Consider the following 26,908-nt stretch of genomic DNA (forward strand, 5'->3'; position numbering starts at 1 on the left):
TGCTTTGGACAAACCGCGTCAGCGATGATCAGGGCAAGCAAATGCGACGGACGCCTTCGGGCGACATTGGGCTGGGAAGGGGAGCGCCAATGAACTCCGTAACGACACCGATCGAGCCGCCTTATGCGCTGTCCGCGCGCATGGACGCACAGCTCACGCATACCTTCGCGAAAATCAAGAGCGTGGATGAAGAGATCGCGCGCGCCAACGAGCAGCTTGCCCGGCTGGAGCGCGATGCCGCGCGCAGTCGCCCGCCGCGTGGCGGAACAGCGCTGCGAGGCCTCGCCGGTCTCGGGCTGGCCGCAGGAATTGGAATTGCGGCCTTCGTCTCACAATCATCCCACGGTGATACGGTCAGGCAGATGATCGCAGGTTGGGCGCCGTTGCACGCTGCGACGTCGTCGCACTTGCGAGCAGAGCCGGTGCGCGAAGCAGAGACGAGCCCGACTGCTCAATTGGCCGAGGCATCGCCTCAATTGGCCGAGGCATCGCCGCAACCGGCATCTGCCGCCGAAACCGTGCCGGAGGTAGTTTCGCCAACCGGCAGCACGCTCCCGCCGGAGTTGACCGAATTGCTGCAGAAGCTGGCGAGCGATCTCGCAAACGTGCAGCAAGGCATCGATGAGCTCAAGGCGAGCCACGCGCAAGTGAAAGCAAACCAGGAGCAGATGTCGCTCGACAATCTCAGGCTTGCCGATGAGTTGAAAGCAGGCCAGGAACAAATGGCGCGGCTCGTCGCCAAGATACCTGAAGACAAGGCGTCTGCGCCGGACAACAAGACGCCCGAGATCGCCGGGAAAACGACCGGCCGGTCGAACGCAAGGCCGAAGACGAGCGCAGCACCAGTGCCTGCGCCGCGTCCGGCTGCGGCTCAGACGCCCAAGCCGGCGCCGGGAACGTCGTCACCGCATGCCGCGGTGCGACGGGCGGCCCCAGTCCAGCTGCAATCGGCGCGACAATAGTCGCGATCGCTACGGGCCCGTAGTCGCGGCCAGATTCGGCGACGATCGCCCCGCATCGAGGGTGCCGACGCCGCCGAGAACTCGTGCCGCGATGTAGAGCAGCAATCGACGATGTCGCGACAAGGCAACCGGTAGAGATGAAAGAGTGGAGGCTCGATCCAAGGTGTCGAGTGATCATGGAAGCGGGACGGCATGCTTCCTGCGCGCCGTCCGCGCCGGCTAGCGGCGTAGTTGAGAGGGCGCGGCGACGAGGTAGGCCGCGATCCGGCGGACGAGTGGCAGCACCATCAGCCGCGTAGGAAAGGCGATCAGCCATGACAGCGCCCAGGCGCCCGGGCAGGTTGCCAGGAACGCCGGCGTTGCGCCGAGGCTCCGCAGCGTCGAAATGACCGACACCACGGCCGTCATGAGGACGGACAGCACGAATGGCATCACGATCGGCGCATAGCGCGCCGGCAGTTTGCGAACCGCAATCATCTGATTTCCCTTGAGGAAAAGGACGCGTCAGTCACGTTGAACCCTCCAAATGGCATCGATCCCGACGGCGTCGGTTGATGCGTTGGTTCACGTGAACGCTTACGGCGACCGCAAAACGGCGCGGCTGTTCATTATCCGCTCAGGTTGCATGGTGCAAGCTGGATCGGGTGGTTCGGTTTACAATCGTTCAAAGCGTGGCAGATTGCCGCGATCCTGAAGCCATTCCAGCAGTTTGCGTGTTGGGTCACGTTTGAGTTTGTGTTTTTTGCGCGAACAGAGGACGTCAAGATGAGCAATCGACCCGTCACTTCCAGGTTTGGCCGCACTGCTGCGCTGGCCGCGTTCGCAGGCCTCGCCCTGGCGGCGGTTTCGGTGTCGCCGTCGGTTGCGGCGTCCTCCGTCGCGGCCAACACCTTGCCCGCCGTCGCGGCAGGTTCGGCCTCATCCAATGCCACCGATTTCAGTGCAGCCCGACGCCATCGTTACTATCGACGCGGGCCGAGCGCCGCCGGTCTCGCCTTCATGGGCGTGGCGGCAGGTCTGATCGGAGGCGCGATCGCCGAGAGCCGCCGCCAAGAGTACTATGACAACTATTACTATGGCCCGCGTCCCTACTACGGCGGCCCGGGCTATTATGACAGCGGTCCTTATTACGGCCCGGGCTACTATCCCTATTAGGCGACCGGGTTCGCCAAAAGGGGCAACGCCCCTTTTTGTTGCGTCCGGCATCCGGGATGTCGCGGTTGATGATGCTGTGTCGCTCGTCTGTCAACCGGCGCGACCAAAAATATTCCGCTTTACCGAAATTCGGATTCGTCGTATGTACCGCCCATCCCGGCTCATCCTTGAGGGGCGATCATGAGGTCGTCATGTTTGCGAGCCGGGCTTTGCGGTGGACGCGGGGACGTTCAGTGAGCACTGACGGGTATAGAGGTCGGTCGCTTCCTTGGGATCGCTGTAGATGCGATTGTAGCTCTGCAGCAGCCGGGCCAGGTCCCGGTTGCGAAAATTAGTCGCCGATGCCGAAGCATAGACTTCCTTGTTCAGCGGCAGGGTTCGGCCTGCGAATTTCGATAGGCCATCATGAATGAACTTCCATTTGGCCGTTTCCGACGCGCCGGGGACCAGACTGGTCGTCGCGATCGCGCCTGAGTTCACCATCGGGTTGGTCCGCGCGCCCGGCATCTGTTCGACCGCGCCGAGCGAGTTGAATGCAAGGCCGGTGGCGTTGGCGCCAAGCTTGTCGCGCGCTTCCTCGGGCCCGATGAGGTCGCACACCGCGAAGACGAACGGCTTGGACACGCTCATGATCGTGAAATCGTAGTCGGTATCTCCGGCGGCGTAGATTTGCCCGCGGGCGCCCGCGATGCACACGCCAAACAGGTCGCTCGGCGCTCGCTCGAGCGCCGGGTAGACCTTGGGGTTCTCGCCCTCATTGTTCGATCGGAAACGGGCGTGCGCTTCGCGCACGAGGTCCTGCACCGTCTCGGCTTCAGGCAGATGGCCGGTCGATATGTAGGGCCAGTGCCCGTGCTTGGGCGGCGAGAGCGTATCCATCAAGTCAGATCCTGTCAGGCAATGGCCGGACTCCCGGCCGACCCGGCACCCTGTCGGGGAGCGGTCGTGGACGCTGGATTCCCGGCCGGCCCGGCTTCGGCGGACGCGCCACCGGGCGGCCGGGGTGCCGCCATCCATGCCAACCGGCAGGACCACCCCAGCCCTGACCGCGCCGCCAGTTAAAGCCGCACCGATACCAGCCGGCGCCGCGCCACCCGCGGCTGTACCAACAGTAGCGATGACCTCTCCAGCGGAATTGGACAGTCTCCGCAAGCCGAAGATCATCGGCGGCCTCATGCAGGCCCAGCGGTCCTCCGACAATTCCGGCATGCGAGCGACTGCCCGTCGTCGTCACCACTGCCGATGCAGCCGCAAGAGCGAGCATGCAAAAAATCGATTTGCGCATGATTTCCTCCTCGGTTCTGCCCTAGGAAGAGAACTCGCCAAACGGCAGACCCGAATGCTCGGTCGGCTCTTTCGCAAGCGAAACTGCGCAGCGACCTTTACCGCTCGCGCGCTGACCCGGCGTTACGGGTCAGCAGCAAGGACCTCGGCGGACTGCTGCGAACGCCAAGACTCCTCTCGCGTTCAGCTCCAACCCTGGCTTTGGCTCACACGACTAGGCAGCCTTGGCCTGGGTAGCGGCGGCAAGAGTATCGCGCAGGTGTTGTTCTTTCTTTTCGTCGAGAGAGGTTTTCAGGACGGTCCCTCCCGCGTCCTTGATTTCGTTGAGGACCTTGTCTGCAGTCATGCTCTTGATCAGCAGGAACAGAACAGCATCTCCCGAATTCACCTTCGAGCTGAGGTCCTTCATGAACTGATCGTTAATGCCGAAATCGGTCAGCGCGCCGCCCAAAGCGCCGGCGCCGGCCCCGAGCGCCACGCCGATGAGCGGATTCAGGAACACGATCCCGAACAGCAGCCCCCAGAAGCTTCCTCCTGCGGCACCCGCCATGGTTGTGTTCACGAGTTGATTGAGTTTGACCGCTTCGCCAGTCTTGACCGCGATTACGGCATCTTGGATCGCGATCAGATATTCTTTCTGGAGCTTGAGGACTTTCTGCCGAACTTCTTCTGCTTTGGCTTCGGATGGATACACGATCGCGACTAGATCCGACATGGAACTCTCCCGCAACGATGTGATTTTCCGCCCCTCCACGCACGCTTGATGCGTGCACCCGAAACCTAACACCGAACTGAAAAATCCCTGCCTCAAACGCGGCCCACATATTCACAATTACGAGATGTGATGCACTCTCAACGCAATTGAGTAATCATAGCTGTCATAGCGCTGGTGGGGCAGGTGAGAGGTTCGGATGGCGCGAACTTGCCACGAAAAAAGCTGCCGTGGGCGCGGTAACATGGCCGCCGGCTTAGCCTCATCTTGGACGCATAATAGTAATGGTGCTGCAGAGCGGGAGACTTATCATGGCCGCGTACACTGCGGACGTCGCGACGCTGCTCTTGAAGAAGCTCGGGGGAGTGGTCCTGATCGTTCTCGGCCTCCTCGGTATCGCGATCGAGTTCGAGTACAGTTCAACCGGACTCCTTGTTGCCGGTATTATCGCGCTTGGCTTGGGCATGCTACTCTGAAGATCATCCGACGCAACGCGACCTAGTCTTTAGCCGCGAGCGACAAGATGGGCTGCAGAGCGCCAAGCGTGATGCGAGAGCGCTTCGATGTTTCGGATCACTTCGACGCGAGTGAGTGCCGCATCGGCGGTGAGCGTTGCATTGGCGACCGCCCCGAGAGTCGAACTGCGGTGGGTGCGCAGCATTTCGCGAAGTTCTGTGGCACGATGCTCCAGCTCGACGATGGCTTGGTCAGTTGAGGTCACGCGCCAACCGGCCTCCCGTAATCGACCGGCAGCGATTCTGTCACGGTGATGATTGTCACTTTGGCGTTCAAACGCCTTTGCCAGGGCGACTCCTTCCTGAAGACCTTCTCTCGCGACATCCGATCCATCCGTGCTCAAGAGAACGTTGGCGTACAATCGAAAGTCCCTTGATCGTCAAATATTTTCTTCAGTTGATGATCCTGCCAATATCGTTCGCTCGTCGCGGTCCGTCTATGGGCTGCTGCATAGGACAGCATCCATGTCACATCGTTGTGTACGCGGAGAGCCCAGCGGGTGCTGGGCTCGGCAAGCATCAATTGCTGGTGGTCGGAGCAGTCTCGCTTAGAATGGTTCGCCCTGCTGCCACCTGGAGGCGAGTATGGGAGATCCAGACTGTTTGCAGCACCTTGATCGATCGATGAGTGAGACGAGGAAAGGACAAGAGCGGCGGCCCGAGCTTGGGCTCGCTGAGGAGCCCGCCGAACGATCCGCGGTTCGCAGCATGCTTGCGACGGGCCTGGCGTTGATCGCCACATGCGTCGCGCTTTTTCTGGTTTGGCAAACAGTCTCAAGCCTCCTGCTCGTCTTCGCGGGTATGCTTTTCGCGGCCTTTCTAGATGCTGCGGCTAGGGCTCTGGCGTCCGTTCTTCCAATCAGCCGCACCTGGCGGCTGACATTCGTGCTTGTGCTGCTCTCCATGCTGACGGGGCTTGGCCTGGCGTGGGGCGCTGGCAAGCTGCCGGAACAAACGCGCCTGCTGCTGAAGGTCATGGATACCCAGCTCGATGTTCTGCAGGGATATCTTCTCGCCTACGGCGTAGACCTGCTCGGCCCCGAATGGGGCCGCGATTTTGCACAATGGCTATTCTCGGACCAGGGCAGGTTTCTGAGCCATGCCCGGTTCGTCCTTGGCGGCGCATCCATCATGTTGACCGGAACGCTCGTGATCGTGTTCCTGGGAATCCTTTTTGCCTTTGATCCCGCGAGCTACCGCGACAGCCTGGTACTGCTGGTAAAGCCGCCCTATCGCGCCCGCACGCGGGCGGTAATGGACGAGATGGGAAACGTGCTGCGGCTTTGGTTTGTCGGACAGCTTGTGCGCATCATCCTGATGACGCTGTGTGTGTGGCTGGCGCTCTATCTCATCGGGTTGCCCGGCCCGTTCGTGCTAGGCCTTCAAGCTGGACTGTCGAACTTCATTCCGTATTTGGGGCCCATTGTTGCGGCCGTCCCGATCGCGCTCGTGGCGATGCCGCTCGGCGGTTCGCTGCTGATCTGGGCTGTGGTCATCTACACCATCATTCAGTCGATCGAAGGTTATGTGATCGGACCGCTTATCCAGCGTCAAGCCCTCGAGACACCTCCTGCCTGGATATTGGTCGCGATTGTTGTGTTCGGCGCGCTGTTCGGCGTTCTGGGTATCGCGCTCGCCATGCCGCTCGTTGCCGCCGGTCGGGTCGCGATCATCAGATTCTACGTCGAGGACTGCCTTGCCGACCGGCTCGAGCAGACCTTCGACAACAGACCATCGCAAATGGGGTGAATCATGGCCGAGATTGAATCCGGGCGAAACAACGATGCGGAGGTCTATCCCGACACGTTCGAGGATGTCCCAATTTCTCTGGCAACACTTCCCTATATCGCTGCGCTGGCGCTCGCAGTTGCCGGAATCGTCTATACCAACGCGTCGCAGCAGCCTCTCGTCGACTATTGCGAGATTCTAGCGCTTGCCATTGGCGTCGGCCTGCGTCATCAACAAGTGGCTGGCAATCGACGACAAGGAGGCCCGCTGGCGGCTGCTCTGGAACCAGGCGTTGCACTGGATTGCCGTCTTGGTCGCAATGAATATCGTCCTGGTAACAGCGTACAGCAAATTCCTGCCGGCGCCGGCCACCAGCCTTCTGCTGCTGACCCTGTTGTGCTCGGCACGTCGCGAGCGTCAGTCTTCTATTGCCGCAAATTGCTTTTCTTGGCGTTGCGATGATCCTTGCGGGTCCCCCGATATCTTGGCTGAAGCGTCCATGATCTTCTATCTGCTGGGGTCCTGTATTGGCGTGCCTTGCCAGCCGCAGGATCGCTGGGTGGTGTGTTCGTCGGGGATGCCACTCGTTCGGCTCAGTCGAGGCGAAACCACCGATAGCCATAGCCGTCAAGCTCGATAGCGGTGCCATCGGCGCTGGGTTTGTCGTAAATTCGGTTGCCGAATATATCGGTCAGCTTCCGTCCCGCTGGAACGTCTTTGATTTCCGTGCAGCAGCCGTTCTGCGACAAGTTGTGCAGCACGAGCACGGATTTGCCTTCCCAAACGAAATGCTGGATCAGCACCGCGGGACAGTTGCTTTCGGGAACGGTGCATTCACCCCAGCCGATCTCGGGGCAGGACTGGCGCATTTCAACCAGACGCCGCAGCCAGTTAAACAGCGAGTCCGGGTCGCGCTGTTGGGCAATCGCATTCACCTTGGCTGGCGCGTATCGGCCCTCCCGGATCACATGATGAAGCAAACGATGACCCCGTCGCGTGGAGAATCCGCCGTCTTCGTCATCCGTCCATTGCATGCACGTACGTATGGGCCATCGCTCCGGAAGCCTCAAATCGTCGCCCATTCCCAACTCGTCGCCGTAGTAAATGACCGGTGTGCCAGGAAGGCTGAACAGCAGGCTGAACGCCAGTTCGATGCGGCGGCGATCGTTTCCGAACATGCAGGCGAGCCGCCGCCGAATTCCCCGACCGTAAAGCTGCATTTTGCGGGTTGGAGCGAATGCAGCATAAACTTCGTCGCGCTCTTCGGAAGTTAAACGGCCGAGATCCAGCTCATCATGATTGCGCAGAAATTGGGCCCAGTGTGCAAATTGCGGCAATTGAGGCAGCTGGGTCATGCAGCGCCGCAGCGGTTCGGCACTTTGACGTGCAAGTGCTAGAAACAAGTGCTGGTTCAACAGGAACGCAAACAGCATGTGGATCCGCGTTCCATCGCCGAAATAATGCTGAAGCTCCGCGGGAGCTACATTTGCTTCGGCCAGCAAGACCGCGTCACCTTTGCGCCAGGACAGGAAATTGCGGAGCTCGGCGAAAAACTCATACCGGCGCTTCGCCGGACGGTCCGGTCGTATTTCCTCTACAACGAAAGGCGCAGCGTCGATTCGGAATCCAGAGACACCGAGTTCAAGCCAGAAGCCAAAGATCCTGAAGATTTCTTCGCGGACGGCAGCGCAGGTTATATTGAGGTCAGGCTGATGCTGGTAAAATCGGTGATAGTACCACGACTGCGCGCAGAGGTCGTAAGTCCACACGCTGAGCTGGACCCCGGGAAATACAACGCCCTCTGTGCTGTTTTCGGGTTCGCTGGTTGACCAGACGTAATATTCCCGAAATGGCGACGACGGGTCGGCGCGAGCCTGCTGAAACCACGGGTGCCTGTCCGAAGTATGGTTGATGGGAAGGTCGACTATCAGCCGCAATCCGCGCAGTCGGGCCTGATGACTGAATTCGACGAAATCGCCCAAAGTTCCGAGTGCCGGTGCGACGTTATAGTAGTCCGTAACATCGTAGCCGTGGTCCAGTCCGGGACTAGGATAAAATGGAAGCAACCACAGGCAGTTTACGCCAAGCTGAGCGATGTGATCGAGCTGCTCGGTTAGTCCCTTGAAGTCGCCGATGCCGTCCCCGTTGCCGTCTTTGTAGGTGGCGACGTTGAGGCTATAAATCACGGCGTTCTTGTACCAGAGATCGAGCAAGCGCCGACTTCCTTTGCTGGCAGAGCGGTTGGAGGGCTTGCAGGTAACCATCCGTGAGGGCAGTCGTTCCGGGAATTTGTAGCAATAAGGCCTGGAGCGACATGCGCGTTAGCGGGTCTCCAATTTTAGCGAAGGCATTGCCGAGCGTTCGTAGGCGCGGCGCTCGTTGGGCGCGAGGACGGAAGACTGAGTTACTGGGTCTCGGCGATCTTCGCTCCAACTGCGCGTTGGCTCTCAGCAACGCTACCCGAGTGTCGGCATGTTTTCTCATGTCTGCAACCGGTCACAAGCGGCTGTCGAAGCGAGAGCGGCCCCGCATCCGCTCTACCGACGATAGTCGACATCACACCGGAATCAGCGTGGTCCGGCCAAGGGCCACCAAAGGATATCGGGCGATAGCGTCTCAGCTTTCTAAGGCAAGATCGGCGACAGCGATACTCATTCAGACGGCTGCGAATAGGCGCATGGTCTCGGCGAGACCCCTTAAGCTCTTGAGCGGGATTGTCCCCTCATCTCAAGACAGGAGGGCGCCATGTCAGGCGGCATCTGATGATGCTTCAGAGGGATCGGGCGCCGCGCGCTCCGGCGTTCTGAGAGGCCTGCGGCCGCGCCTACCCTTCGTTCGCGCCCGTTCCTCGGCACGAAGGCGAACCTCAGGACCGCGCCGACAATCGATTTTCCGCTGCTTGAGGTCATCAAGCAGCTCTGGCTTGGCCAGTATCCAACGGCCGGGCGAACTTAACGCGGAGCGGACGAGGGGTACTTCACCATCGCGCTGCTTTCCGTGGTGATGTACTCGATCAATCGAATTGTAGAGACCGTCATGAAGTCAAAGGAGGCTCACCTTCCATGATTGCCGGAAGTCCGGAGGGGGCTGACGAAGAGCTCGGCGGACAGTCCCGGCAACATAGTGGCCGGGGACCGGTGAAGCCCGAATCGACGACAGAAAAGCCCGAGGAATTCCGTCGGCGTGTCGAAGACCTCCGAAGCAAAATTCCATGAGCAGGTGAGCAAGCCCGGGCGAACCACACAGGCCTCGATCTATCGAATATGAGAAGCTGACCATCGAGTATTCGCATCGGGGGCTTCACCTGCTGACGTACCTCAACGGCGGCGCATTGGTTGCCATCACAGCTCTGGCGTTCTTCAAGGCCGATGTCGGTCGAGCCGATGTTCTCTTGACGGCTGGCGCGTTCGTTATCGGAATGTTCTTCGTGGTGCTGGCGCAGGTCGCGGCCTTCTTGGCGATGTCAAAGCGTGCGGAAGTGTCCACCTTCTACTGGTCCGAGCAGTTTCAAAGGATCGCTGCGCTCCAAATGAACCACCTGAATTCGTTAGCGGATGCCGATGCCAACAGCGATCGAGCGATCGCCAGCACAGGAGTATCGCAGTCGAATGTCTGGCGGCTGGCCGGAATTGTCTGCTTCGGTCTATCGCTCACCGCGTTCGTGTTCGGGTGCGGCTGGGGCGCGTGGATTGTCAGGCTCGCAAGAGAGATCGCGGCGCGATGAGGCGGGATGATGAAGTCCAGCAGGGACCGGCTGGATGACGCTACCCGAGAGCCCGCTCCAGATCGACATAACTGCGTCGCTCTTCTTGACCCTGCATAAGGCTACCAGGTGTCAAGTCGATGCGCCTTGCAGGCCGGGGACTTCAACGTAGCTCTTACGCTTGCCGAGGCCGCAGAGGACTGATCTCGTGGCGACGTGACCATCTCCACCAAGAATGACCGGTATGACTCTTGGCGGAAATTAAAGTTGTGCGGTCATGCACGCCGAACGGCTTCTTCAACGGCCCTATTTGGTCCTCACCAACAGAGAACTCGGCCTAATTTTGAGGGATGCGAAACCCCTAGCGTATTTCATCGACATCGTCGGTCGCGAGCCAGCCGTCTGTATTCGGTATTGGCGTATGTTCGACAGGCAAGTCGTTCTAGGTCGCCTGATAAGGCGCGAAGTGATTGAATCGTATCCTGACGCGCCGCAGCTCGAATCTCGGATGCTGTTCTACAACTTGCCGGACCACGAGTGGCGGGTTGATGCCATGCTTGCGCTCCTGAACGAGCTTGGAGCCTGGTCCGAGGGCCGCGAACGCAGCTTTGGCGAATTGCTTGGCTGCGAGGGTTGGCAGATCGCCTACTGGCTGGCGCACCGTCAGTCGCGTGCGGATGCTTAGGTTGCTGCTGATCTTGACTCAGAGCGCTGGAGGCCTGCTTCCTGAAGGACCCAACGGTGGCATGCATGCTGGCCAAGGCAGCCTCTGACCCTGAGCAAGACTCTGAGGACGACGATACAGCGGATGCCGCCATCGCGATGATCGGCACTGTGGTGCGGATACGGCTTGCAGCTCAATTGACACGGCGTTCGCTTACAAAGCAGACGGAAAGATCGCTTCGAAATTGGTCAGCATCGCTGTCCAGTGCGTCTTGGCCGCAACAGCCAGTGAGAAATGCGAGCCGTCCAGCCTCACGCCTTCGTTGTGGCGAATCCAAAAGATAAATCGATGCAGGATTGGGCCCGGGCTGAAAACGAAGATCTGTGGTTGGATCGATTGGGGGGGACCGTGGCCGCGCGGCTGGCGACATTGAAGATTTGGCAAGCGAGCTGTATTGCCGGTGCGCTGACAGCGACTTGGCTTGCCGCGATTGGTCAACTCGCGGTACCGCGCCCTAGCACCGCAACGCCGAATGCAAGAGTGGCTGATGCATTCGGCGGCATCCTGCCGAATGTGACGACGGTCCTGACAAATGCTGGCGCCGCGTTTCCGGCCCAGGCAATCGAAACGAAACTCGATACAGGATTATCGGCTAATGCGATCGTTGCGGCGGGATTCAGAGCCGCGGCGCCGGACTCGGTGCCGCCGTCGGACGTAACCACTTCGCAAGAGCCAATGTTGCAGGTCGCGAGCCTTGAGGTAGCGCCGCCCGAGAACTCGGCAAAGCTACAGCAGGACGATCCGCCCGTTGCTTCGCCCAATCCAGCCGAAGGCAAACCGTCGTATCTCAAATACTACGCCTACTCGGAAATTCCGCCGCCGGAGAAACCCGCGAAGATCGCCTTGTCGATGTTGAGCGACGTTCCGGTCGGAACGCCCGTCCAGGAGATCGAACGTGCAGCCGAAGCGTTCGATGTCGATGTCAATTTCATGAAGGCGGTCGCCAAAATCGAATCCGATTTCAATCCCAGGCAACGCACCGGCTCCTATATCGGCCTGTTCCAGCTGAGCAAATTTGAGTTCAGCAAATACGGATCCGGCGACATTCTCAATCCTCGCGACAACGCTATGGGTGCGGCCTACAAGTTTCTCAGCGAGGCCGCGCTATTCGAAATAATGACGCACAAGAAGCCGACCTTTTCCGACCTTTACCTGATCCACCAGCAGGGCTGGGAAGGAGCCGCCCAACACATCAGCCGTCCGCAGCGGATTGCCTGGAAGTCGATGTGCGCAACCCGGGAGGGCTTGGCGAAGGGCGAGCGATGGTGCAAGCGGGCTATCTGGGGGAACACGCTCCCTACGGTCAAACGCGAATGGAAGTCGGTCGATAGTCTCACCTCGGGTGCGTTCGTGGCGATGTGGCGGGACCGCGTCGACACGCTCTATGCCCGCTATCCTGTGCTAACTGCGGCGGCCGAACGCGCGAGATAGGTACAGCTGGCGACTGCCCATACGCACACCTCTGGGTCCACATTCGTTTCGTCGAGATGTGTCGGCAATCTAGTTTCCGGCGCCGGGTAAGTTTGCGCTCCGCTTCGAGACTGGGTTGTTGTTCGGCTTCGCCGCCGGATCGACCGAACACCTCGACCAGTGCCGCTCTGCGCCCCGGGCCCTTAGATTATTCACAGGCAATCACGTCCGCATCTGTGCCCACAGCAGAACTGGCACGTTGCAGGACGTCCGCTTTGCCACCGAAAGCTCTCCTCGATGCATTGAGGCAAGCTGTTGGCGCTATCAACGGACCACGGTTCGCGTAAGCGGGGCCCCAATGGCTTCGTTCGCGCTGCCCGAGCGGGAGCAGATGGTCGCCGCGCGCAACCAGCAGATTAACGAGTGTGTCGGTACATCCGGCGGCTGGAGGTCGAAGATGGCCGGAAGAGCGGCGAGATCGAATCAATCGGATGCATGCGCGCAGTTCGCTCCTGTTGCGGGCGGCATGTGCAAGCTCGCGAAGAAGCAATCGCGTAACAGCCCGGGACCTAGCGGCGATGTCGGGGCGGTCCCGTCCGCCGCTGCGGCTCCGACGGCCGCTGCTTCAGACAAGACAAGTTGACCGCGGTCGCCGGCGAGGACCGGCTGCCGCTCTGACAAGCGGATCCGCCCGTCAGTGCACCAGGAAATTGTTGTCGGTCAGCGTTCCCGTGTAGTTGACCAGATGGATCTCCATGTCGCCGGCGCCGAACTGTCCGTCGCCGTTGACGTCGATCTGCAGCGTGGCGTTCGGCCCCGTCCCGTCGACCCTCGCCTCCGAGTGCGGGGCGCCCGCCGTCCCGTCGAAGGCGTCGGTGCCGACGAAGTGGATCGGACCCGTCAGTCCGTTCGGACCTCCGGTCATGCCGGAGAAGTCGAAGGTGTCCCTGGTGGCGTCGAAGTTGACGATCTGGTCGCCGGTGCCGACGGCCGAATCGGCCGCCGAGACGAAATTGAAGTGGTCGGCGGCCGCGCCGGCCGTGATCATGTCCGCCCCGAGCCCGCCGGTCACCGTCGTCTGGCCGGTCGGGTTGGCGATGGCGATCTGATCGTTGCCGGTGCTGCCGTTGACGGTCTCGGCGTTGGCGACCGTCACCCCGTTGGCCTGGGCGCCGAAATTGATCGTGTCGTTGCCGTCCAGCATGTCGAAGGCGGTGCCGGAAGACTGCTGCGTGACCGTCAGGACGTCCTCCATTGCGCTTCCGTCGACATGCTGAACGTTGAACAGGTTGTCGAGCGAGTTGATGCCGGCCGCCAGGTCGAGCGTGTTGTTGCCCTGCTGCAGGTTGACCGAAAGCCCGGAGACGTCGTTCAGCAGCGTCAGCGTGTCGTCCACCGACGCGGCCGAGGACCCGAAGAAGTCGCTGCTGATGACGTTCGCGGCGCCGTGGAGCGAGACCGAGTTGGTTCCCGCAGCGAGTTGGATGAAGGATGAGCCTCCGCCGAGGGTGACATCGACGCCGGACACCTGGTTGTTGAGCGTGATGAAGTCGTTCGCGGCGGTGCCGTCGATGTGCTGGATGTTCAGGGCGGTCAGGGACATGCCCGGGGAGCCGATCACCAGCGTGTTGTCGCCCGCTCCGAGGTCGATGACCGGGTTGTTGTCCTGCGCGTAGGCGCCGTTGTCGATCGTCAGGACGTCGTCGGACGCCGTCCCGTTGACGTGCAGGACGTTGAAGATCCACGTCAGATCGTTCGCTCCGGCCGCCAGGTTCAAGGTGTTGGTGCCCTGGGCGAGGTTGACCGTGAGGCCCGAGACGTCGTTCAGCAGCGTCAGCGTGTCGTCGACCGCCGCGCCCGTGAAGTCGTTGGTGCTGACGTTCTCGACGTTGGACAGGCTGAGCGAATTGACGCCGCCCGCCAGCGTCAGGTTGTCATTCCCGGCGCCGAGGTCGACGTTCAGGCCGTTGGCGTCGACGACCAGGCCGACGCCGTTGTCGCCGCCGTCGCCAGTCACGTTCTCTACGTTGACGAGGTTGAGCGAGACGTACAGCCCCTTGACCTCGACGGTGTCGTTGCCGGCACCGAGGTCGATGGTGTGGCCGAAGATGCTGCCGCCGACCGCCAGATAGTCGTCTCCCGACGTTCCGATCACCGACGAGTTCGGGGTGAACCCCATGTTCGAGATGTCGACCGGGCTTGCCGCCGTTCCCGACACGAGCATGTCGGTCTGGTCGCTGAACTGCAGGAGCTCGACGTTGGTCAGCGTGTCGGTGCCGTCCCTGGACGCCGTGGGGTCCGCGACCTGGAGCTGTCCACCGGCGAGCATCGTGATCGTGTAGGCGGACTTCGGTCCGGTGTAGACGGCCATGTCGGTGCCGGCGCCGCCGTCGATGGTGTCGTTGCCGGCCTGGCCCGAGATCTGGTCGTTGCCGGCGCCGGAACTGACGGTGTCGTTGCCGCCGCCGCCGAAGAACTGTTCGTCGCCGTTGCCGCCGATCAGGGTGTCGGCGGAATTCGAGCCCTGGACGGAGTTGACGCCGCCCGTGATGGTGTCGGTGCCGATGCCCGCGTCGCTGCTGCCCGTGCCCGTGCTGTGCGCCGTGCCGAGCGACAGGTCGACCGTGACGCCGTTCGCGGCCTGCGAGTAGGCGATGCGGGTGTTGCCGTTGCCGGTGATGGTGTCGTTGCCGCCGAGGCCTTCGAACAGGTTGAAGTTGCCGAAGCCGAACGCGCCGACCCCTCCGGCGAAGCCGGTCGCGTCGTAGATATCGGCGAACTGGCTGCCGGTCGCGCTGTTGACGCCCGTGAAGGCGTCGTGGCCGACCGATGCGTCGCCGTCGGTCGTACCGGCCGCCATATGGACGGTCACCCCTCCGGTGGCGCTGGAGTAGATCATCCGGGTGTTGCCGTTGCCGACGACAGTGTCGTTGCCGCCGAGACCTTCGAACTGGTTGAAGGTCCCGTTGCTGCCGAGGTTGAGGGCGGTTCCCGTGCCGAACGTGCTCGCGTCGTAGTGGTCGGCGAAGACGGTGCCCTGGATGGCCTCGATCGAGCGCAGGGTGTCGTTGCCGACCGAGGCGTCTCCGGTGGCCGTGCCGGCGCCCATGTCGACGGTGACCGCTCCGGTCGCGAAGTAACTGTTGTTGTAGGTGACGAGATCGAAGCCGCCGCGGCCGTCGATCAGATCGTTGCCGCCGCCGCCGTAGAAGGTCTCGGTCGTGGCGGTGCTGTTGCTGCCGCGGATGACGTCGTCGAACATCGAGCCCTGGACGGCGTTGACGCCGCTGAAGGTGTCCGTGCCCGTCGATGCGTCGCCGGTCGCGGTTCCGGTGCCCGGCGTCGCGCCAGTCTGCATGTCCACGGTCACGCCGCCGGTGGCATTGACGTACGCCAGGCGCGTGTTGCCGTTGCCGGTGATGGTGTCGTTGCCGCCGCCGCCGTTGAACTCGTTGAACGTGCCGTTGGACCCGGCGTTCGTGCTGGCGCCGGAGAATCCGGTGGCGACGTAGGTATCGGCGAACTTCGTGCCGCGGACGGACTCGACCGAGCGCAGCGTGTCGCTACCGACAGTGGCGTCGCCGACCACGGTGCCGGCGGCCATGTTGACCGTGATGCCGGACGCCGTGCTCGGATCCTGCGAGTAGTCGGCCCGATCGAACCCGCCGCCGCCGTTGATGAGGTCGTTGCCCCCCATTCCGGCGAAGATCTCGACCGTGCCGGCGCCGTTGTTGCTGCCGACCAGCGCGTCGTCGTAGTTCGACCCGACGACGCCGGCGAAGCCGTGGCCGACCAGCGTGTCGGTGCCGACGTTAGCGGCGTCCCCGGCCGCCGTGCCGTGGGCGGTGCCGAGCGACAGGTCCACCGTGACGGCCGCCGCGGCGCCGATGTACGAGATCCTGGTCATCAGAGCGCCCTGGCTGTTGACCGCACTGATGATGGTGTCGTTGCCGCCGCGCCCCTCGAACTCGTTGAAGCCGATGTTGGTGCCGGCGACGCCGGTATCGCCGGCGAAACCGGTGGAGTCGTAGGTGTCGGCGAAGTCGCTGCCGACGACGCCCTCGACGTTGATCAGCGCGTCCGATCCGGAGCCGCCGGTCACGGTCCCGGCGGCCATGTTGACCGCGATGCCGGACGTGGCGTCGGTGTAGATGGCGCGGTCGAGACCCTGGCCGCCGTCGAGAACGTCGTTGCCGGCGAACCCCTGGAGCCTGTCGTTGCCCGCCAGGCCCTGGATGGTGTCGTCGCCGGCCGTTCCGGCCAGCGTGTCGGGACCCGCGGTTCCCACGACGAGGGCGCCGGAATTGACGGTGACCGTCAGCGTCTTGTCGAAGGTCAGACCGCCGGAATCGGTGGCCCTGACGACGATCTGCTCGGCGCCCGCGGTCAGCGATCCGGCGACGATGAGGTTGCCGCCGGCATCGACGCCGAACTGGCCTCCGGCGTTGTCGACGAGGCTGAACGTCGAGTGATCGCCCGCGTCCGGATCGACCGCCGAGAGGGCGCCAACGACGGTGCCGACCGCTGCGCCCTGCGGCACGGCGGCGCTGGACAACGAAATGTCGGTCGGCGCCTCGTCGACGTTGGTCGTCGCGATGGTGAACGTCGTCTCGCGGAACAGCCCGCCGGCGTCGGTGGCCCGCACCGTCACCTGGTGAGAGGCCGCCTGCTCGAAGTCGAGCGGCGCGGTCGTGACGAGATTGCCGCCCGCGATGGCGAACAGACCTCCGGCGTCGTTCGTCAGCGTGAAGCTCGCGGTGTCGCTCGCGTCCGGATCGGCCGCCGACAGGGCTCCGACGACGGTGCCGGCGGCGTTGTTTTCGGCGACCGAGGCATTGGACAGCAGCACGGCCGTCGGCGCCTCGTTGACGTTCGTGGTGGCGATGGCGAAGGTCTTGTCGAACGAGAGGCCGCCGGCGTCGGTCGCCCGCACCGTGATCTGGTGGGAGGCCGCCTGCTCGTAGTCCAGCGGGGCGGTGGTGACGAGCATATTCGCGACCAGGGTGAACAGTCCCCCGGCGTCGTCGATCAGCGCATAGGTGGCGGTGTCGCCCGCGTCGGGATCGATCGCCGAGAGGTTGCCCACCACCGTTCCGCCGGGGGCGTTTTCCGGAACCGACGCGTTCGTCAGTGCGATATCGGTCGGCGTCTCGTTGACGTTGGTCACGCCGATCTGGATATCCTTGCTGAACGTGGCGCCGGCCGAGTCCGTCACCTGCACGGTGACGGTGTGGGAGGCCGCCTGCTCGAAGTCGAGCGGAGCAGTGGTCACGAGGTTGCCGCCGGCGATGGCGAACAGACCTCCGGCGTCGTTGGTCAGCGCGAAGGCGGCGGTGTCGCCCGCGTCCGGGTCCATGTCCGACAAGGTCCCGACCACGGTGTTCGCCGGGCTGCTTTCGGCGACCGAGGCGTTCGAGATCAGGATATCGGTCGGGGCGTGGTTCGGCATGACGGCCCGGAAGTTGGCGTCGCTCAGGGCGCCGGCGAGGCCGTTCATGACGACGACGATGTCGCCCGTGCCGATGGTCCCGTCGCCGTTCACGTCGATCTGCAACTGGGTCTGGCCGCCGACGTCGGCGAGGATGGCTTCGGCCTTGGGAGCGGCCGCCGATCCGTCGAGCGTGCCCGACGCCATGAAGTGGACCTGACCGGCCAGACCGGTCACGCCGTCCAGCAGGATCTGGTCCTTCGTGGCGTCGAAGTTCGCGACGGTGTCGATGCCCGTCGCGACCGAGGATTCGGACGCGTCCGTGTAGCGGACGATGTCCGTCGCGGCGCCCAGGGTGATGAAGTCGGCTCCGCCGCCGCCTGTGATGGTCGCTGTGCCGATGACGGTCGCGTCCGTGATGAAGTCGGTCTGGGCGCTGCCGTTGACGTGCTCGACGTTGGCGACCGTGACGCCGCCGGTGAAGCCGGCGAGATTGAGCGTGTCGTTCCCGGCGCCGAGATCAATGGTGTCGCCGCCGGCGTCGTTGAGCATGGTCAGGACGTCGTCCGAGGCGGTGCCGACGATGTGCTGGACGTTGAAGGCGGAGATCGAGTTGGTTCCCGCCGCCAGGTCGAGGGTGTTGGTGCCGCCCTGGAGATTGACGGTCAGCCCGGAGACGTCGTTCAGCAGCGTCAGCGTGTCGTCGGAGACCGTGCTGCCGCCCACGAGGTCGCTGGTGCCGATGTTCGTGACGCCGCTCAGGGACAGGGCGTTGATCCCGTTCGCGATCTGGAGGCCGGTGTCGCCCGCGCCATGGACGTCCAGACCGTTCTGATCGTTCGTGAGCGCCATGAAGGCGGCCGGCGCGGTCGCCACGAGGTGCTCGACGTTGTTCAGGGCGAAGCTCGCGAACGGCGAGCCGATGGTGAGCGTGTCGTCGCCGACTCCGAGGTCGATCGACATGTCGTTGTTCGACGCGAACAACCCTCCCGAGACGGTGAGGCTGTCGGCCGAGTCCGTACCGTTGACGTTGTCGACGCTGAAGAGGTTGGCGAAGGCGTTGGAGCCGGCGGCCAGGTCGAGCGTATTGACTCCCTGTCCGAGGTTGACTGTGACGCCCGTGACGTCGTTCAGCAGCATCAGCGTGTCGTTGAACGCCGGGCCGCCGAAATCGGTCGAATTGACGTTCTCGACGTTCGATAGCGCGACCGAGTTGACGCCGAGGGCGAGGCTGAGCGTGTCGTTGCCGCCGCCAAGATCGACGTTCAGGCCGTTGGCGTCGACGGCCAGGCCGACGAAATTGTCGCCCGCGTCGCCGGTCACGTTCTCGACGTTGAGGAGATTGAGCGAGACGAACTGCCCCTTGACCTGGACCGTGTCGTTGCCGGCTCCGAGATCGATCGGGTGCGAGAAGATCGTCTGGTCGACGGCGAGGAAGTCGTTCCCGCCCGTGCCGACCAGCTTGATGTTGCCGTTGAGGAAGACCCCGGAGATGTCCACCGGCTGGGTTGCCGAGCCGGAGCCAGTCAGCGCCGCCTGGTCGCTGAACTGCAGGACCTCGACGTTGGTCAAGGTATCGGTGCCGTCGCGGCCCACGACCGTGTCCGCCACCTGGATCGAGCCGTCCGGGTTGGTCGTGACGTTGTAGGCCGACCGCGGTCCGGAATAGATCGCGACGTCGCCGCCGGTGCCGCCGTCGATGACGTCGCTGCCGGCTCCGCCGGTGATGACGTCGTTGCCACCGCCGCCCGAAATGTGATCGTTGCCGGCCCCGCCCGAGAAGTTCTCGTTGGCGCCGCTACCGACGATGGTGTCGGCGAAGTTCGAGCCGAAGACGTTGTTGACGCCGGTGAAGGTGTCGTGACCGACCGAGGCATCGCCGTCCGCCGTTCCGGAACCGACGCCGGTGAAGGTCACCGTGACGCCCGCCGTGGCGGTGCCGTAGTGGATCTGCGTGTTGCCGTTGCCGATGATGGTGTCGTTGCCGCCGTTGCCGATGAAGGAGTTGAAGGCGCCGAAATTGCCGACGTTGGCGGCACCGGCCTGCCCGAATCCGGTGGCGTCGTAGACGTCGGCGAAGTTGGTGCCGGAGATCTGCTCGATGGAGCGGATCGTGTCGGTGCCGATCGAGGCGTCGCCGGTCACGGTGCCGGCCGCCATGGCGACCGAGATGCCGGAGGCCGTCAGCGGATTGTTGCTATTGTAGGCCGCCTGGTCGAAGCCGCCGCGGCCGTCGATGAAGTCGTTGCCGGTCCAGCCGTCGAACACCTCGGTGGTGCCGTTGGGGTTGTTGCTGCCGAGCAGGGTGTCGTCGAAGCTGGAGCCGCGAACCTGGATCACGCCGGAGAAGGTGTCGTGCCCGACGGAGCCGTCTCCGTCCGCCGTGCCGGCCGCGACGTCGACCGTGACGGCGGCGGCCGCGTTCCAGTAAAGGATTCGGGTGTTGCCGTTGCCGACGATGACATCGTTGCCGCCCATGCCCTCGAATTCGTTGAAGGTGCCGTTGTTGCCGACGTTGGCCGCGCCCGCGAGCCCGTAGCCGGTCGCGTCGTAATGGTCGGCGAAGTTGGTGCCGCGCACCGATTCGATCGAGCGCAGCGTGTCCGTGCCGATCGAGGCGTCGCCGGTCACGGTGCCGGCCGCCATCGCGACCGAGATGCCGGAGGTGGCGGTGTCGTAGAGCGTCGGCGCGTAGCTGACGAGATCGAAGCCGGCGCCGCCGTTGATCTGGTCGTTGCCGCCGCCGCCGATGAAGACGTCGTTGCCGGCCCCGCCGTTCAGGACATCGGCGAACTCGGAGCCGCGCACCCAGTTGACGTTGACCAGCGTGTCGTGGCCGACATTGGCCACGTCGCCGGCGTCGGTGCCGAACGCGCCGCCGTTGGTCGATCCGCTGGACAGGTTGACGGTAACGCCGGCCGAGGCATGGAAGTAGGACACCGTGGTGCGCCCGCTGCCGGTGATGACGTCGTCGCCGCCCATGCCTTCTAGCGTGTTGTTGGTCGGCCCCATCAGGCTGGGGCTGCCGGCGTTGACGCTGTGAAGGCCGAAACCGGTCGCGGTCAGAACGTCGTCGAAGTTGGAGCCTTGCACCACCTCGATCGAGCGCAGCGTGTCGGTGCCGACCGAGTCGTCGCCGGTCACGGTGCCGGCGGCAAGATCAAGCACGATGCCGGCGGTCGCCGCCGCGTAGGTCGCCACGTCGTATCCGGTGCCGCCGTCGAGGATGTCGTTGCCGGCGCCGCCGTCGAGCACGTCGTTGCCGGCGCTGCCGAACAGGATGTCGTTGCCGGCGCCGCCACTGATGTGGTCGTTGCCGTCGAGTCCGTCGATGGAATCGGCCCCCGCCGTGCCCGTCAGCACGTCATTGCCGAGCGTTCCAAGCACGGCGCCGCCGACCGCGCCGACGGTCGCCTGGGAGGCCTGCTGCTGGACGTAGGTCTGGTCGGCGTAGGTCTGCTGCAGCGAGGTGGTATCGGAAAATCCGGTCGAGGCCGCGCTCGCGATCGCCGTCGCCGCGCCGCCCTGCGCCACCACGGCGGCCTGGGCGATGGTCGTGACGTCGCTCGCCGACTGGATCGTCTTGTTGGACACCTGGACCGTCTGGGCGACGATGTCCGCGGCGGCTCCGGTCAGGCCGGAAGCGCCGACGATGGTCTGGACCGTGCCTTGGTCGGTCAGGTCGATGCCCGTCGCGGGCGCCGTGGAAACCGCGCCCGCGAGAGCGGTCACGGCCGCGTCCGTCGACACGCCGGCCGCGGTCAGCTGCGCGACCGTGCTCTGCACCTGGACGGCGGCCGAAAGCACCGCCGTGGCGGCGTCGTCGCCCGTTACGGCGGACGGAACCGGATCGTAGGTCGTGAGGTCGATCTTGGTCGTGTCGATGTTGAACGCCTGCGCCACATGCGCCGTCGCGTCGGTGACGGTCGCTCCGCTGGAGACCAGCGTCTGGACCAAGGTCGTCAGCGGCGTCACCACGGTCGAGCCTTCGGGCGCGGACAACGTCCCCTTGAAGGCCAGTCCCGTCGAGATGTCGATGCCGCCGGTCATCACCAGCGGCCCGCTGCCACCGTGCAGGGTGAAGCTGCCGTCGGCCGCCGTGGTCGTGCTGACCTCGCCCGGATCGAGGATGCCGTTGCCGTTGGCGTCGGCGAACACGGTGGCGCCGGCGATGTAGCCGTCGATGATGCGGCCCGCGTGCTCGTCCGCGGCGGGCGCGACGACGACCTCGATGTGCGCCGTCGACTGCGCCTGATGTCCGTTCTCGATCGACGAGGCCGTCACCGTGAGCTCGATGGTCCCGGCCTTGGCATCCGCCTGCGGAATCAGGGCGAGGCCGGCGAGCTTGGCCGGATCGACGCTCCAGTAGCCGTCGAACTGCGTGGCGCCGTTGTTCAGCACGTACCCGGAGGGGACGCCCGTGATGATCACCGGGCCGAGCGTGCCGACGTCGTCGACGGCCGCGAGCTGGATCGACAGTGGGATCGAGGCGGCATCGTCCGCGCCCGCGGCATCGGCCGTAGTCAGGGCCGGAGCATCCTGCGTTCCGTGGATGGTGAAGGAGACCTGCTTCTGGGTGCCGTCCAGGGAGGTCACCGTGAAGGTATCGACCTTCGTCTCGCCGTCGCCCAGATGGCGCGCTGCCGCTTCGGGGACCGAATAGACGTAGCTGCCGTCGCTCGCGAGCGACAGCGCACCGAGATCTCCGGCGGCCGAGGTCACCGCGGTCTGGAACGAACTCTGGTTCTGGTCCGGATCGGCCACGTGAAGCATCCCGCTCGCCGTCAAAGTGGTCGCCGATGCAGCGTCGATCACGTCGTGGACGACCGGATCCCCGATCCAGGCCGCGTCGTTCGCCCCATCGATCGTGAACGAGATGTCTTTGGTCGTGCCGTCGGCCGAGGCGACGGTGAAGGTGTCAACCTTGGTGTCGTTGGCGCCGAGATATTGCACGGCCGAGTTCGCCACCGAATAGGTGTAGGTTCCGTCGGCCGCCAGGTTCAGCGTGCCGAGATTTCCGGATGCGGGGGCGACGGTGGTCTGGAACGACGACTGGTTCTGGTCGGGATCGACGACCGTCAATTGACCGGATGCCGTCAGATTGCCCGATTGCGACACGTTCGCGTCTTCGGTGACGTCGTGGACCAAGGGACTTCCGATCGTCGCTGCGTCGTTCGCACCGTGGATGGCGAAGGAGACCACCTTCGTGGTCCCGTCGAGCGACGTCACCGTGAAGGTGTCGACCTTCGTGTCGTTGGCGCCGAGATATTGCACGGCGGAGTCCGCGACCGAGTAGGTGTAGGCACCGTTGGCGGCGAGCGTCAGTGTTCCGAGGTTGCCGGTAGCCGGAGCGACCGAGGTCTGGAACGAAGACTGATTCTGATCCGCATCGGAAATCGAGATCGTGCCGACCGCGGTCAGCGTCGTCGGATTGGCCTCTTCGGTGACGTCGTGGACGGTGGGCGTTCCGATCACGGCGGCGTCGTTGACGCCCTGGATGGTGAAGGAGACGACCTTCGTGGTGCCGTCCAGCGAGGTCACCGTGAAAGTGTCGACTTTAGTCTGACCTTGGCCGAGGTACTGCACGGCGCTGTCGGCGACGGAGTAGGTGTAGCTTCCGTTGCTCTGCAGGACGAGCGAGCCGAGATTGCCCTGGCCCGACATCACGGTCGTCTGGAATGCCGCCTGGCCGGCGTCCGGATCGGTGATCGGAATGGTGCCGACCGCGGTCAGCGTCGTCGGATCGGCGTCCTCGGTCACGGTGGAGACGGTCGGGTCTCCGATCGTGGCTGGATGATTGGCGCTCGGTCCGTGGATGGTGAAGGCGACCTGCTTCGTGGTGCCGTCGAGCGAGGTGACGGTGAAGGTATCGACCTTGATCTGGCCGACTCCGAGTCCGAGCGCGACGCTTTCGGCGACCGAATAGGTATAGGTTCCGTCGGCGGCCAGGACGAGGTGTCCCGAATCCCCCGCGGCCGAGATCACGCCGGTCTTGAACACGGACTGGCCCTGATCGGCGTCGGAGATCGAGATCGATCCCGCGGCCGTCAGCGTCGTCTTGGCCGGATCGGAGGCGACGTCGTGGACGGTGGGCGTTCCGATCACAGCGGCGTCGTTGACGCCGTGGATGGTGAAGGCGACCTGCTTCGTGGTGCCGTCGGCCGAGGTCACCGTGAAGGTGTCGACCTTGGTCTGGCCCTGTCCGAGATACTGCACGGCGGAATCCGCCACCGAGTAGGCGTAGGCGCCGTTGGCCGCGAGCGTCAGGTTGCCGAGGTTGCCGGCGGCGGAAGCGACGGTCGTCTTGAAGAAGGACTGGTGCTGGTCCGCGTCGGAGATCGAGATAGTGCCGGAAGCCGTCAACGTCGTGGGTGCGGCGTCCTCGGTGACGTCGGCCACGGTCGGCGCGCCGATTACGGCGGCGTCGTTGACGCCATGGATAGTGAAGGACACCTGCTTCTGGGTGCCGTCGAGCGAGGTGACCGTGAAAGTATCGACCCTGGTCTGGCCGGCCCCGAGATACTGCACCGCGCTGTCGGCGACCGCGTAGACGTAGCTACCGTTGGACGAGAGCGCGAGGACGCCGAGATCGCCGGCGCCAGTCAGGACGGCCGGACGGAAGGCCGACTGCCCCTGATCCGGATCCGAAATCGAGATCGTTCCGACCGCGATAAGCAGCGGGTTGGAGGCGTCTTCGGTGACGTCCGCCACGGTCGGCGTTCCGATCACGGCGGCGTCGTTGACGCCTTGGATGGTGAAGGAGATCTGTTTCTGGGTGCCGTCGAACGATGTCACCGTGAAGGTGTCAATCTTGGTTTGTCCGGCGCCGAGGTACTGCACTGCGCTGTCGGCGACCGAATAGGTATAGCTTCCGTTCGCGGAAAGCGTGAGCGATCCGAGATTGCTATTCGACGAGACAACGGTCGTATTGAAGAAGGCCTGACCAGGATCCGGATCGAATATTGAGATCGTCCCCGATGCGACGAGCCAAGGATTGCTTGTATCTTCGCTAACGTTTGTGGACGTGGGATTCCCAATAATCGCATTATGCTTAGCCATGCCTCGACTCACCATTGAAAATCAGGTCACGATAAATCACCGCCGCGAGGAACTGGTCAAAACGACCGCGGCGACAACGCTCACTAATAGAAGTCTGCTGGAATGACCCTTGCCCCCCTGCAACTTCTAGCCACGCTTTGCGAAGCTTTTTTCAAAAGCTATGAAGAGCAAATTCCAAAAGCTTTACCCATTTGGACTAGGTTGAAAAATTAAGCTGTTCGCAGACGGACTTAGGGTAAACGCCTGGATCCTGCCTGCTGGCAAACAAGTGGTCGACTCATGGCATCGTCCCGGGGCCACTTGTCGACTTGTGGACCTGAGTTATCGCTTGGCTTGGGCTTGCACTGGGACTAAGTCGCCGGAGGCATTCGCAAAAGGCTAACGAGCTCGGCCTGGCGACTGGTGCCCGTCTTGGAGAACACCGACTTCAACTGGACACGAACAGTATTGGGCTGGATCGACAACCTGTCGGCAATCGCCTGCACCGATCGCCCCTCCGCGAGATGCGCCGCCACCCTTGCCTCTGCCGGCGTAAGGTCGAAAAGCGCCTGAAGGATCTCCGGCGGCGGCCCTACCTGCGGAATGATGGGCGTGATGTAGAGCAGCAATTCTGCACTGGAAAAGATATCCCGTCCCTTCCCTCGCAGCGGTAAGACGTGAGCGACGAACGCGGTACGCTTGGCGCCTTGCGTAACCGGTATTGAGACGCCTGATGCCAATGGACGATTCGCGCAAGCATTCGCGAACACTGCGTGAGCTCTTGGATTTGTGAACGCCAGCCGTTCACCAGCACCGATCTTGATTTCAGAACCATAGGCCAGCAAGGCCTCGTTGGCTGCTACGACTCGTCCGCCCTGGGCAAGGATCGCCGCGGGGAGGCCTATCAATTCGAGGCCTCCAACAGTGATGCGCGCTCGCTCGAGTCCAAATCGCGCAGATAGCACTGCAGCACGAGCCAGATGCGGCCGCAAGGGATCGAGCTTTTCCGCAATTGCGCGCGGGACAGGTCCCTTCACATGGGCTTTCTCGATCGAGAACACCAGCGTGTCGCCGGCAGGCGAATGGATGGCTGTGCCGACGCACCAGCCAAGTCCGTTCGGTCGCAAAAAGCTGGTATAGAACGGCTCGCGGTCGAGTTCTTCGATGGTAAATGCGTCGAGGTCAGTGAGGAAGCGTGGTTCCTTGAGCGGAACTAGTCGCTGACCGCGCGGGTTGTTCTGGTAAAATGGTCCTTCGACCCAAGCCTCGATGCGCGAACGGATTCTCTCAGAGGACAGCCAACGCGGCTCGCCCGGTGCTGCAGCAAACAACAATGTGCCTTCGGCTTCCGCCAAATGCGCCAGCCGATCAAGGACGGCAATCCAGCGGTCCGGGACAACAGCGGCTTCGTAAATTTCGTCGATCAGCGGTTCAAAATGCATTGCGCCCACCCACCGGCGTGCATTGAACGATTGTCCGTAGCTTGGTCAATTCGAAAAAGGCAGCAAAGTTAAGACGTTAACTTATGTCCGACGCGTCCCTTGCCAACGTGTTGGGCGCCATTGTCGCATCTAAGGCCGAACGCGCGGGCGAGATAAACGCCAAAAGCAGGTCACACCATCATTTGCTCGCGTGACTTTGCGATCCCGCACCATGCAAAGAATCTGCGTGTCTTTGAGCTGCTGATCATCGCGAATTTCGTCCTCGACCACGCAACGATGCCTAAGCGATGCGACCTGTCCGCTGGCGGCCCTCCGAACGCTGCCGGGGCCAGGCCCGTTTTCATCGCCCCGCGGCAACGAACGTCCGCCACTTCTCGCAAGTCAGCTCATGTGCCCGGAGCCGTCTGTGAGGGCAGCGCAGGGCGCGTCGGCTCTGCCCCCGAAATCAGACGGCGACTTGTGCTGCTATTGCCAGGGCGTCGTCGACGTCGATGCCGAGATATCGAACGGTGCTCTCGATCTTGGTATGCCCCAGAAGGAGCTGTACGGCTCGCAGGTTGCCGGTTCGGCGATAGATCAAGGTCGCCTTGGTCCGCCGAAGGGAATGCGTCCCGAACAGATGCGGGTCCAATCCGATGTCGGCGAGCCAGCGGGATAGGAGGCGGGCATACTGGCGGGTCGTCATATGTCCGCTTAGCCGCCGGCCAGTGAACAGGTACTCTCCTGACTTCTTGCCCGTAACCCGAAGTTAATCGTCGATTGCCTGCCGGGTCGATTCCGTCAGAAGGGTCGGGTCACTGGGAATGG

The 26,908-nt window shown here is 63.1% G+C and carries 15 protein-coding genes and 1 pseudogene; 8 read left to right on the plus strand and 8 right to left on the minus strand.

Features of this window, described 5'->3' with window-relative positions:
• Positions 1-89: 89 nt before the first annotated feature.
• On the plus strand, positions 90-962 hold the full coding sequence (locus ACVWY3_RS01565; protein ID WP_456836885.1) for a hypothetical protein: 873 nt from the start codon (positions 90-92) through the stop codon (positions 960-962).
• A 219-nt stretch (positions 963-1,181) separates the two neighbouring features.
• On the opposite strand, the gene ACVWY3_RS01570 is transcribed toward ACVWY3_RS01565, so the two are convergent.
• Entirely contained in the window at positions 1,182-1,439 is a 258-nt protein-coding gene (locus ACVWY3_RS01570; protein ID WP_456836886.1) for a DUF2798 domain-containing protein, read from the minus strand.
• Positions 1,440-1,727: 288 nt separating this feature from the next.
• Here ACVWY3_RS01570 and ACVWY3_RS01575 point away from each other — a divergent pair, with 288 nt between their 5' ends.
• The gene (locus ACVWY3_RS01575; RefSeq protein ID WP_456836887.1) at positions 1,728-2,117 is read left to right on the plus strand and encodes a hypothetical protein; all 390 of its coding nucleotides are present in this window, start codon (positions 1,728-1,730) and stop codon (positions 2,115-2,117) included.
• Between the two features lie 189 nt (positions 2,118-2,306).
• Here ACVWY3_RS01575 and ACVWY3_RS01580 read toward each other — a convergent pair whose 3' ends face one another.
• Both ACVWY3_RS01580 and ACVWY3_RS01585 read right to left on the minus strand, forming a co-directional pair.
• Positions 2,307-3,281 carry a glutaminase gene (locus ACVWY3_RS01580; RefSeq protein WP_456836888.1) on the minus strand — a complete coding sequence of 325 codons (975 nt, stop codon included), beginning with the start codon at positions 3,279-3,281 and terminating at the stop codon, positions 2,307-2,309.
• A gap of 334 nt (positions 3,282-3,615) precedes the next feature.
• Positions 3,616-4,116, minus strand: coding sequence for a DUF1269 domain-containing protein (locus tag ACVWY3_RS01585; RefSeq protein ID WP_456836889.1), 501 nt, complete (start codon positions 4,114-4,116; stop codon positions 3,616-3,618).
• A gap of 308 nt (positions 4,117-4,424) precedes the next feature.
• Here ACVWY3_RS01585 and ACVWY3_RS01590 point away from each other — a divergent pair, with 308 nt between their 5' ends.
• Complete coding sequence (locus tag ACVWY3_RS01590; protein ID WP_456836890.1) at positions 4,425-4,589, plus strand: hypothetical protein; 165 nt, start codon at positions 4,425-4,427, stop codon at positions 4,587-4,589.
• Between the two features lie 29 nt (positions 4,590-4,618).
• On the opposite strand, the gene ACVWY3_RS01595 is transcribed toward ACVWY3_RS01590, so the two are convergent.
• On the minus strand, positions 4,619-4,990 hold the full coding sequence (locus ACVWY3_RS01595; RefSeq protein ID WP_456836891.1) for a hypothetical protein: 372 nt from the start codon (positions 4,988-4,990) through the stop codon (positions 4,619-4,621).
• A 262-nt stretch (positions 4,991-5,252) separates the two neighbouring features.
• Here ACVWY3_RS01595 and ACVWY3_RS01600 point away from each other — a divergent pair, with 262 nt between their 5' ends.
• A complete protein-coding gene (locus tag ACVWY3_RS01600; RefSeq protein WP_456843260.1) occupies positions 5,253-6,377 on the plus strand; it encodes an AI-2E family transporter in 1,125 nt (374 codons plus the stop codon).
• Between the two features lie 3 nt (positions 6,378-6,380).
• Complete coding sequence (locus tag ACVWY3_RS01605; protein ID WP_456836892.1) at positions 6,381-6,818, plus strand: hypothetical protein; 438 nt, start codon at positions 6,381-6,383, stop codon at positions 6,816-6,818.
• A 131-nt stretch (positions 6,819-6,949) separates the two neighbouring features.
• Here the strand turns inward: ACVWY3_RS01605 and ACVWY3_RS01610 are convergent, their stop codons facing one another.
• Positions 6,950-8,620 (minus strand): alpha-amylase family protein, encoded by a 1,671-nt coding sequence (locus tag ACVWY3_RS01610; RefSeq protein ID WP_456836893.1) that lies wholly within the window; start codon positions 8,618-8,620, stop codon positions 6,950-6,952.
• 1,067 nt (positions 8,621-9,687) lie between these two features.
• Here ACVWY3_RS01610 and ACVWY3_RS01615 point away from each other — a divergent pair.
• The 3 genes from ACVWY3_RS01615 (at position 9,688) to ACVWY3_RS01625 (ending at position 12,214) form a co-directional block, all read left to right on the plus strand.
• On the plus strand, positions 9,688-10,080 hold the full coding sequence (locus tag ACVWY3_RS01615) for a hypothetical protein (RefSeq protein WP_456836894.1): 393 nt from the start codon (positions 9,688-9,690) through the stop codon (positions 10,078-10,080).
• Between the two features lie 256 nt (positions 10,081-10,336).
• Complete coding sequence (locus tag ACVWY3_RS01620) at positions 10,337-10,744, plus strand: hypothetical protein (RefSeq protein ID WP_456836895.1); 408 nt, start codon at positions 10,337-10,339, stop codon at positions 10,742-10,744.
• 327 nt (positions 10,745-11,071) lie between these two features.
• Positions 11,072-12,214: a transglycosylase SLT domain-containing protein gene (locus ACVWY3_RS01625; protein ID WP_456836896.1), complete on the plus strand. Its 1,143-nt coding sequence runs from the start codon at positions 11,072-11,074 to the stop codon at positions 12,212-12,214.
• 673 nt (positions 12,215-12,887) lie between these two features.
• Here the strand turns inward: ACVWY3_RS01625 and ACVWY3_RS01630 are convergent.
• The 3 genes and pseudogenes from ACVWY3_RS01630 to ACVWY3_RS01640 all read right to left on the minus strand — a co-directional run.
• The gene (locus ACVWY3_RS01630; protein WP_456836897.1) at positions 12,888-24,695 is read right to left on the minus strand and encodes a beta strand repeat-containing protein; all 11,808 of its coding nucleotides are present in this window, start codon (positions 24,693-24,695) and stop codon (positions 12,888-12,890) included.
• A 335-nt stretch (positions 24,696-25,030) separates the two neighbouring features.
• Positions 25,031-26,101: a helix-turn-helix transcriptional regulator gene (locus tag ACVWY3_RS01635; RefSeq protein ID WP_456836898.1), complete on the minus strand. Its 1,071-nt coding sequence runs from the start codon at positions 26,099-26,101 to the stop codon at positions 25,031-25,033.
• 445 nt (positions 26,102-26,546) lie between these two features.
• A pseudogene (locus ACVWY3_RS01640) lies at positions 26,547-26,822 on the minus strand (tyrosine-type recombinase/integrase); the annotation flags it as partial.
• Positions 26,823-26,908 lie beyond the last annotated feature (86 nt).

This window comes from Bradyrhizobium sp. USDA 4486 (genome assembly GCF_054057995.1).

Bases quoted from the DNA above. Each gene is read 5' to 3' on its own strand.
- ACVWY3_RS01565 (WP_456836885.1), top strand. From the start codon at position 90: ATGAACTCCGTAACGACACCGATCGAGCCGCCTTATGCGCTGTCCGCG.
- ACVWY3_RS01570 (WP_456836886.1), bottom strand. From the start codon at position 1,439: ATGATTGCGGTTCGCAAACTGCCGGCGCGCTATGCGCCGATCGTGATG.
- ACVWY3_RS01575 (WP_456836887.1), top strand. From the start codon at position 1,728: ATGAGCAATCGACCCGTCACTTCCAGGTTTGGCCGCACTGCTGCGCTG.
- ACVWY3_RS01580 (WP_456836888.1), bottom strand. From the start codon at position 3,281: ATGATCTTCGGCTTGCGGAGACTGTCCAATTCCGCTGGAGAGGTCATC.
- ACVWY3_RS01585 (WP_456836889.1), bottom strand. From the start codon at position 4,116: ATGTCGGATCTAGTCGCGATCGTGTATCCATCCGAAGCCAAAGCAGAA.
- ACVWY3_RS01590 (WP_456836890.1), top strand. From the start codon at position 4,425: ATGGCCGCGTACACTGCGGACGTCGCGACGCTGCTCTTGAAGAAGCTC.
- ACVWY3_RS01600 (WP_456843260.1), top strand. From the start codon at position 5,253: ATGAGTGAGACGAGGAAAGGACAAGAGCGGCGGCCCGAGCTTGGGCTC.
- ACVWY3_RS01605 (WP_456836892.1), top strand. From the start codon at position 6,381: ATGGCCGAGATTGAATCCGGGCGAAACAACGATGCGGAGGTCTATCCC.
- ACVWY3_RS01610 (WP_456836893.1), bottom strand. From the start codon at position 8,620: ATGGTTACCTGCAAGCCCTCCAACCGCTCTGCCAGCAAAGGAAGTCGG.
- ACVWY3_RS01620 (WP_456836895.1), top strand. From the start codon at position 10,337: ATGCACGCCGAACGGCTTCTTCAACGGCCCTATTTGGTCCTCACCAAC.
- ACVWY3_RS01625 (WP_456836896.1), top strand. From the start codon at position 11,072: ATGCAGGATTGGGCCCGGGCTGAAAACGAAGATCTGTGGTTGGATCGA.
- ACVWY3_RS01630 (WP_456836897.1), bottom strand. From the start codon at position 24,695: ATGGTGAGTCGAGGCATGGCTAAGCATAATGCGATTATTGGGAATCCC.
- ACVWY3_RS01635 (WP_456836898.1), bottom strand. From the start codon at position 26,101: ATGCATTTTGAACCGCTGATCGACGAAATTTACGAAGCCGCTGTTGTC.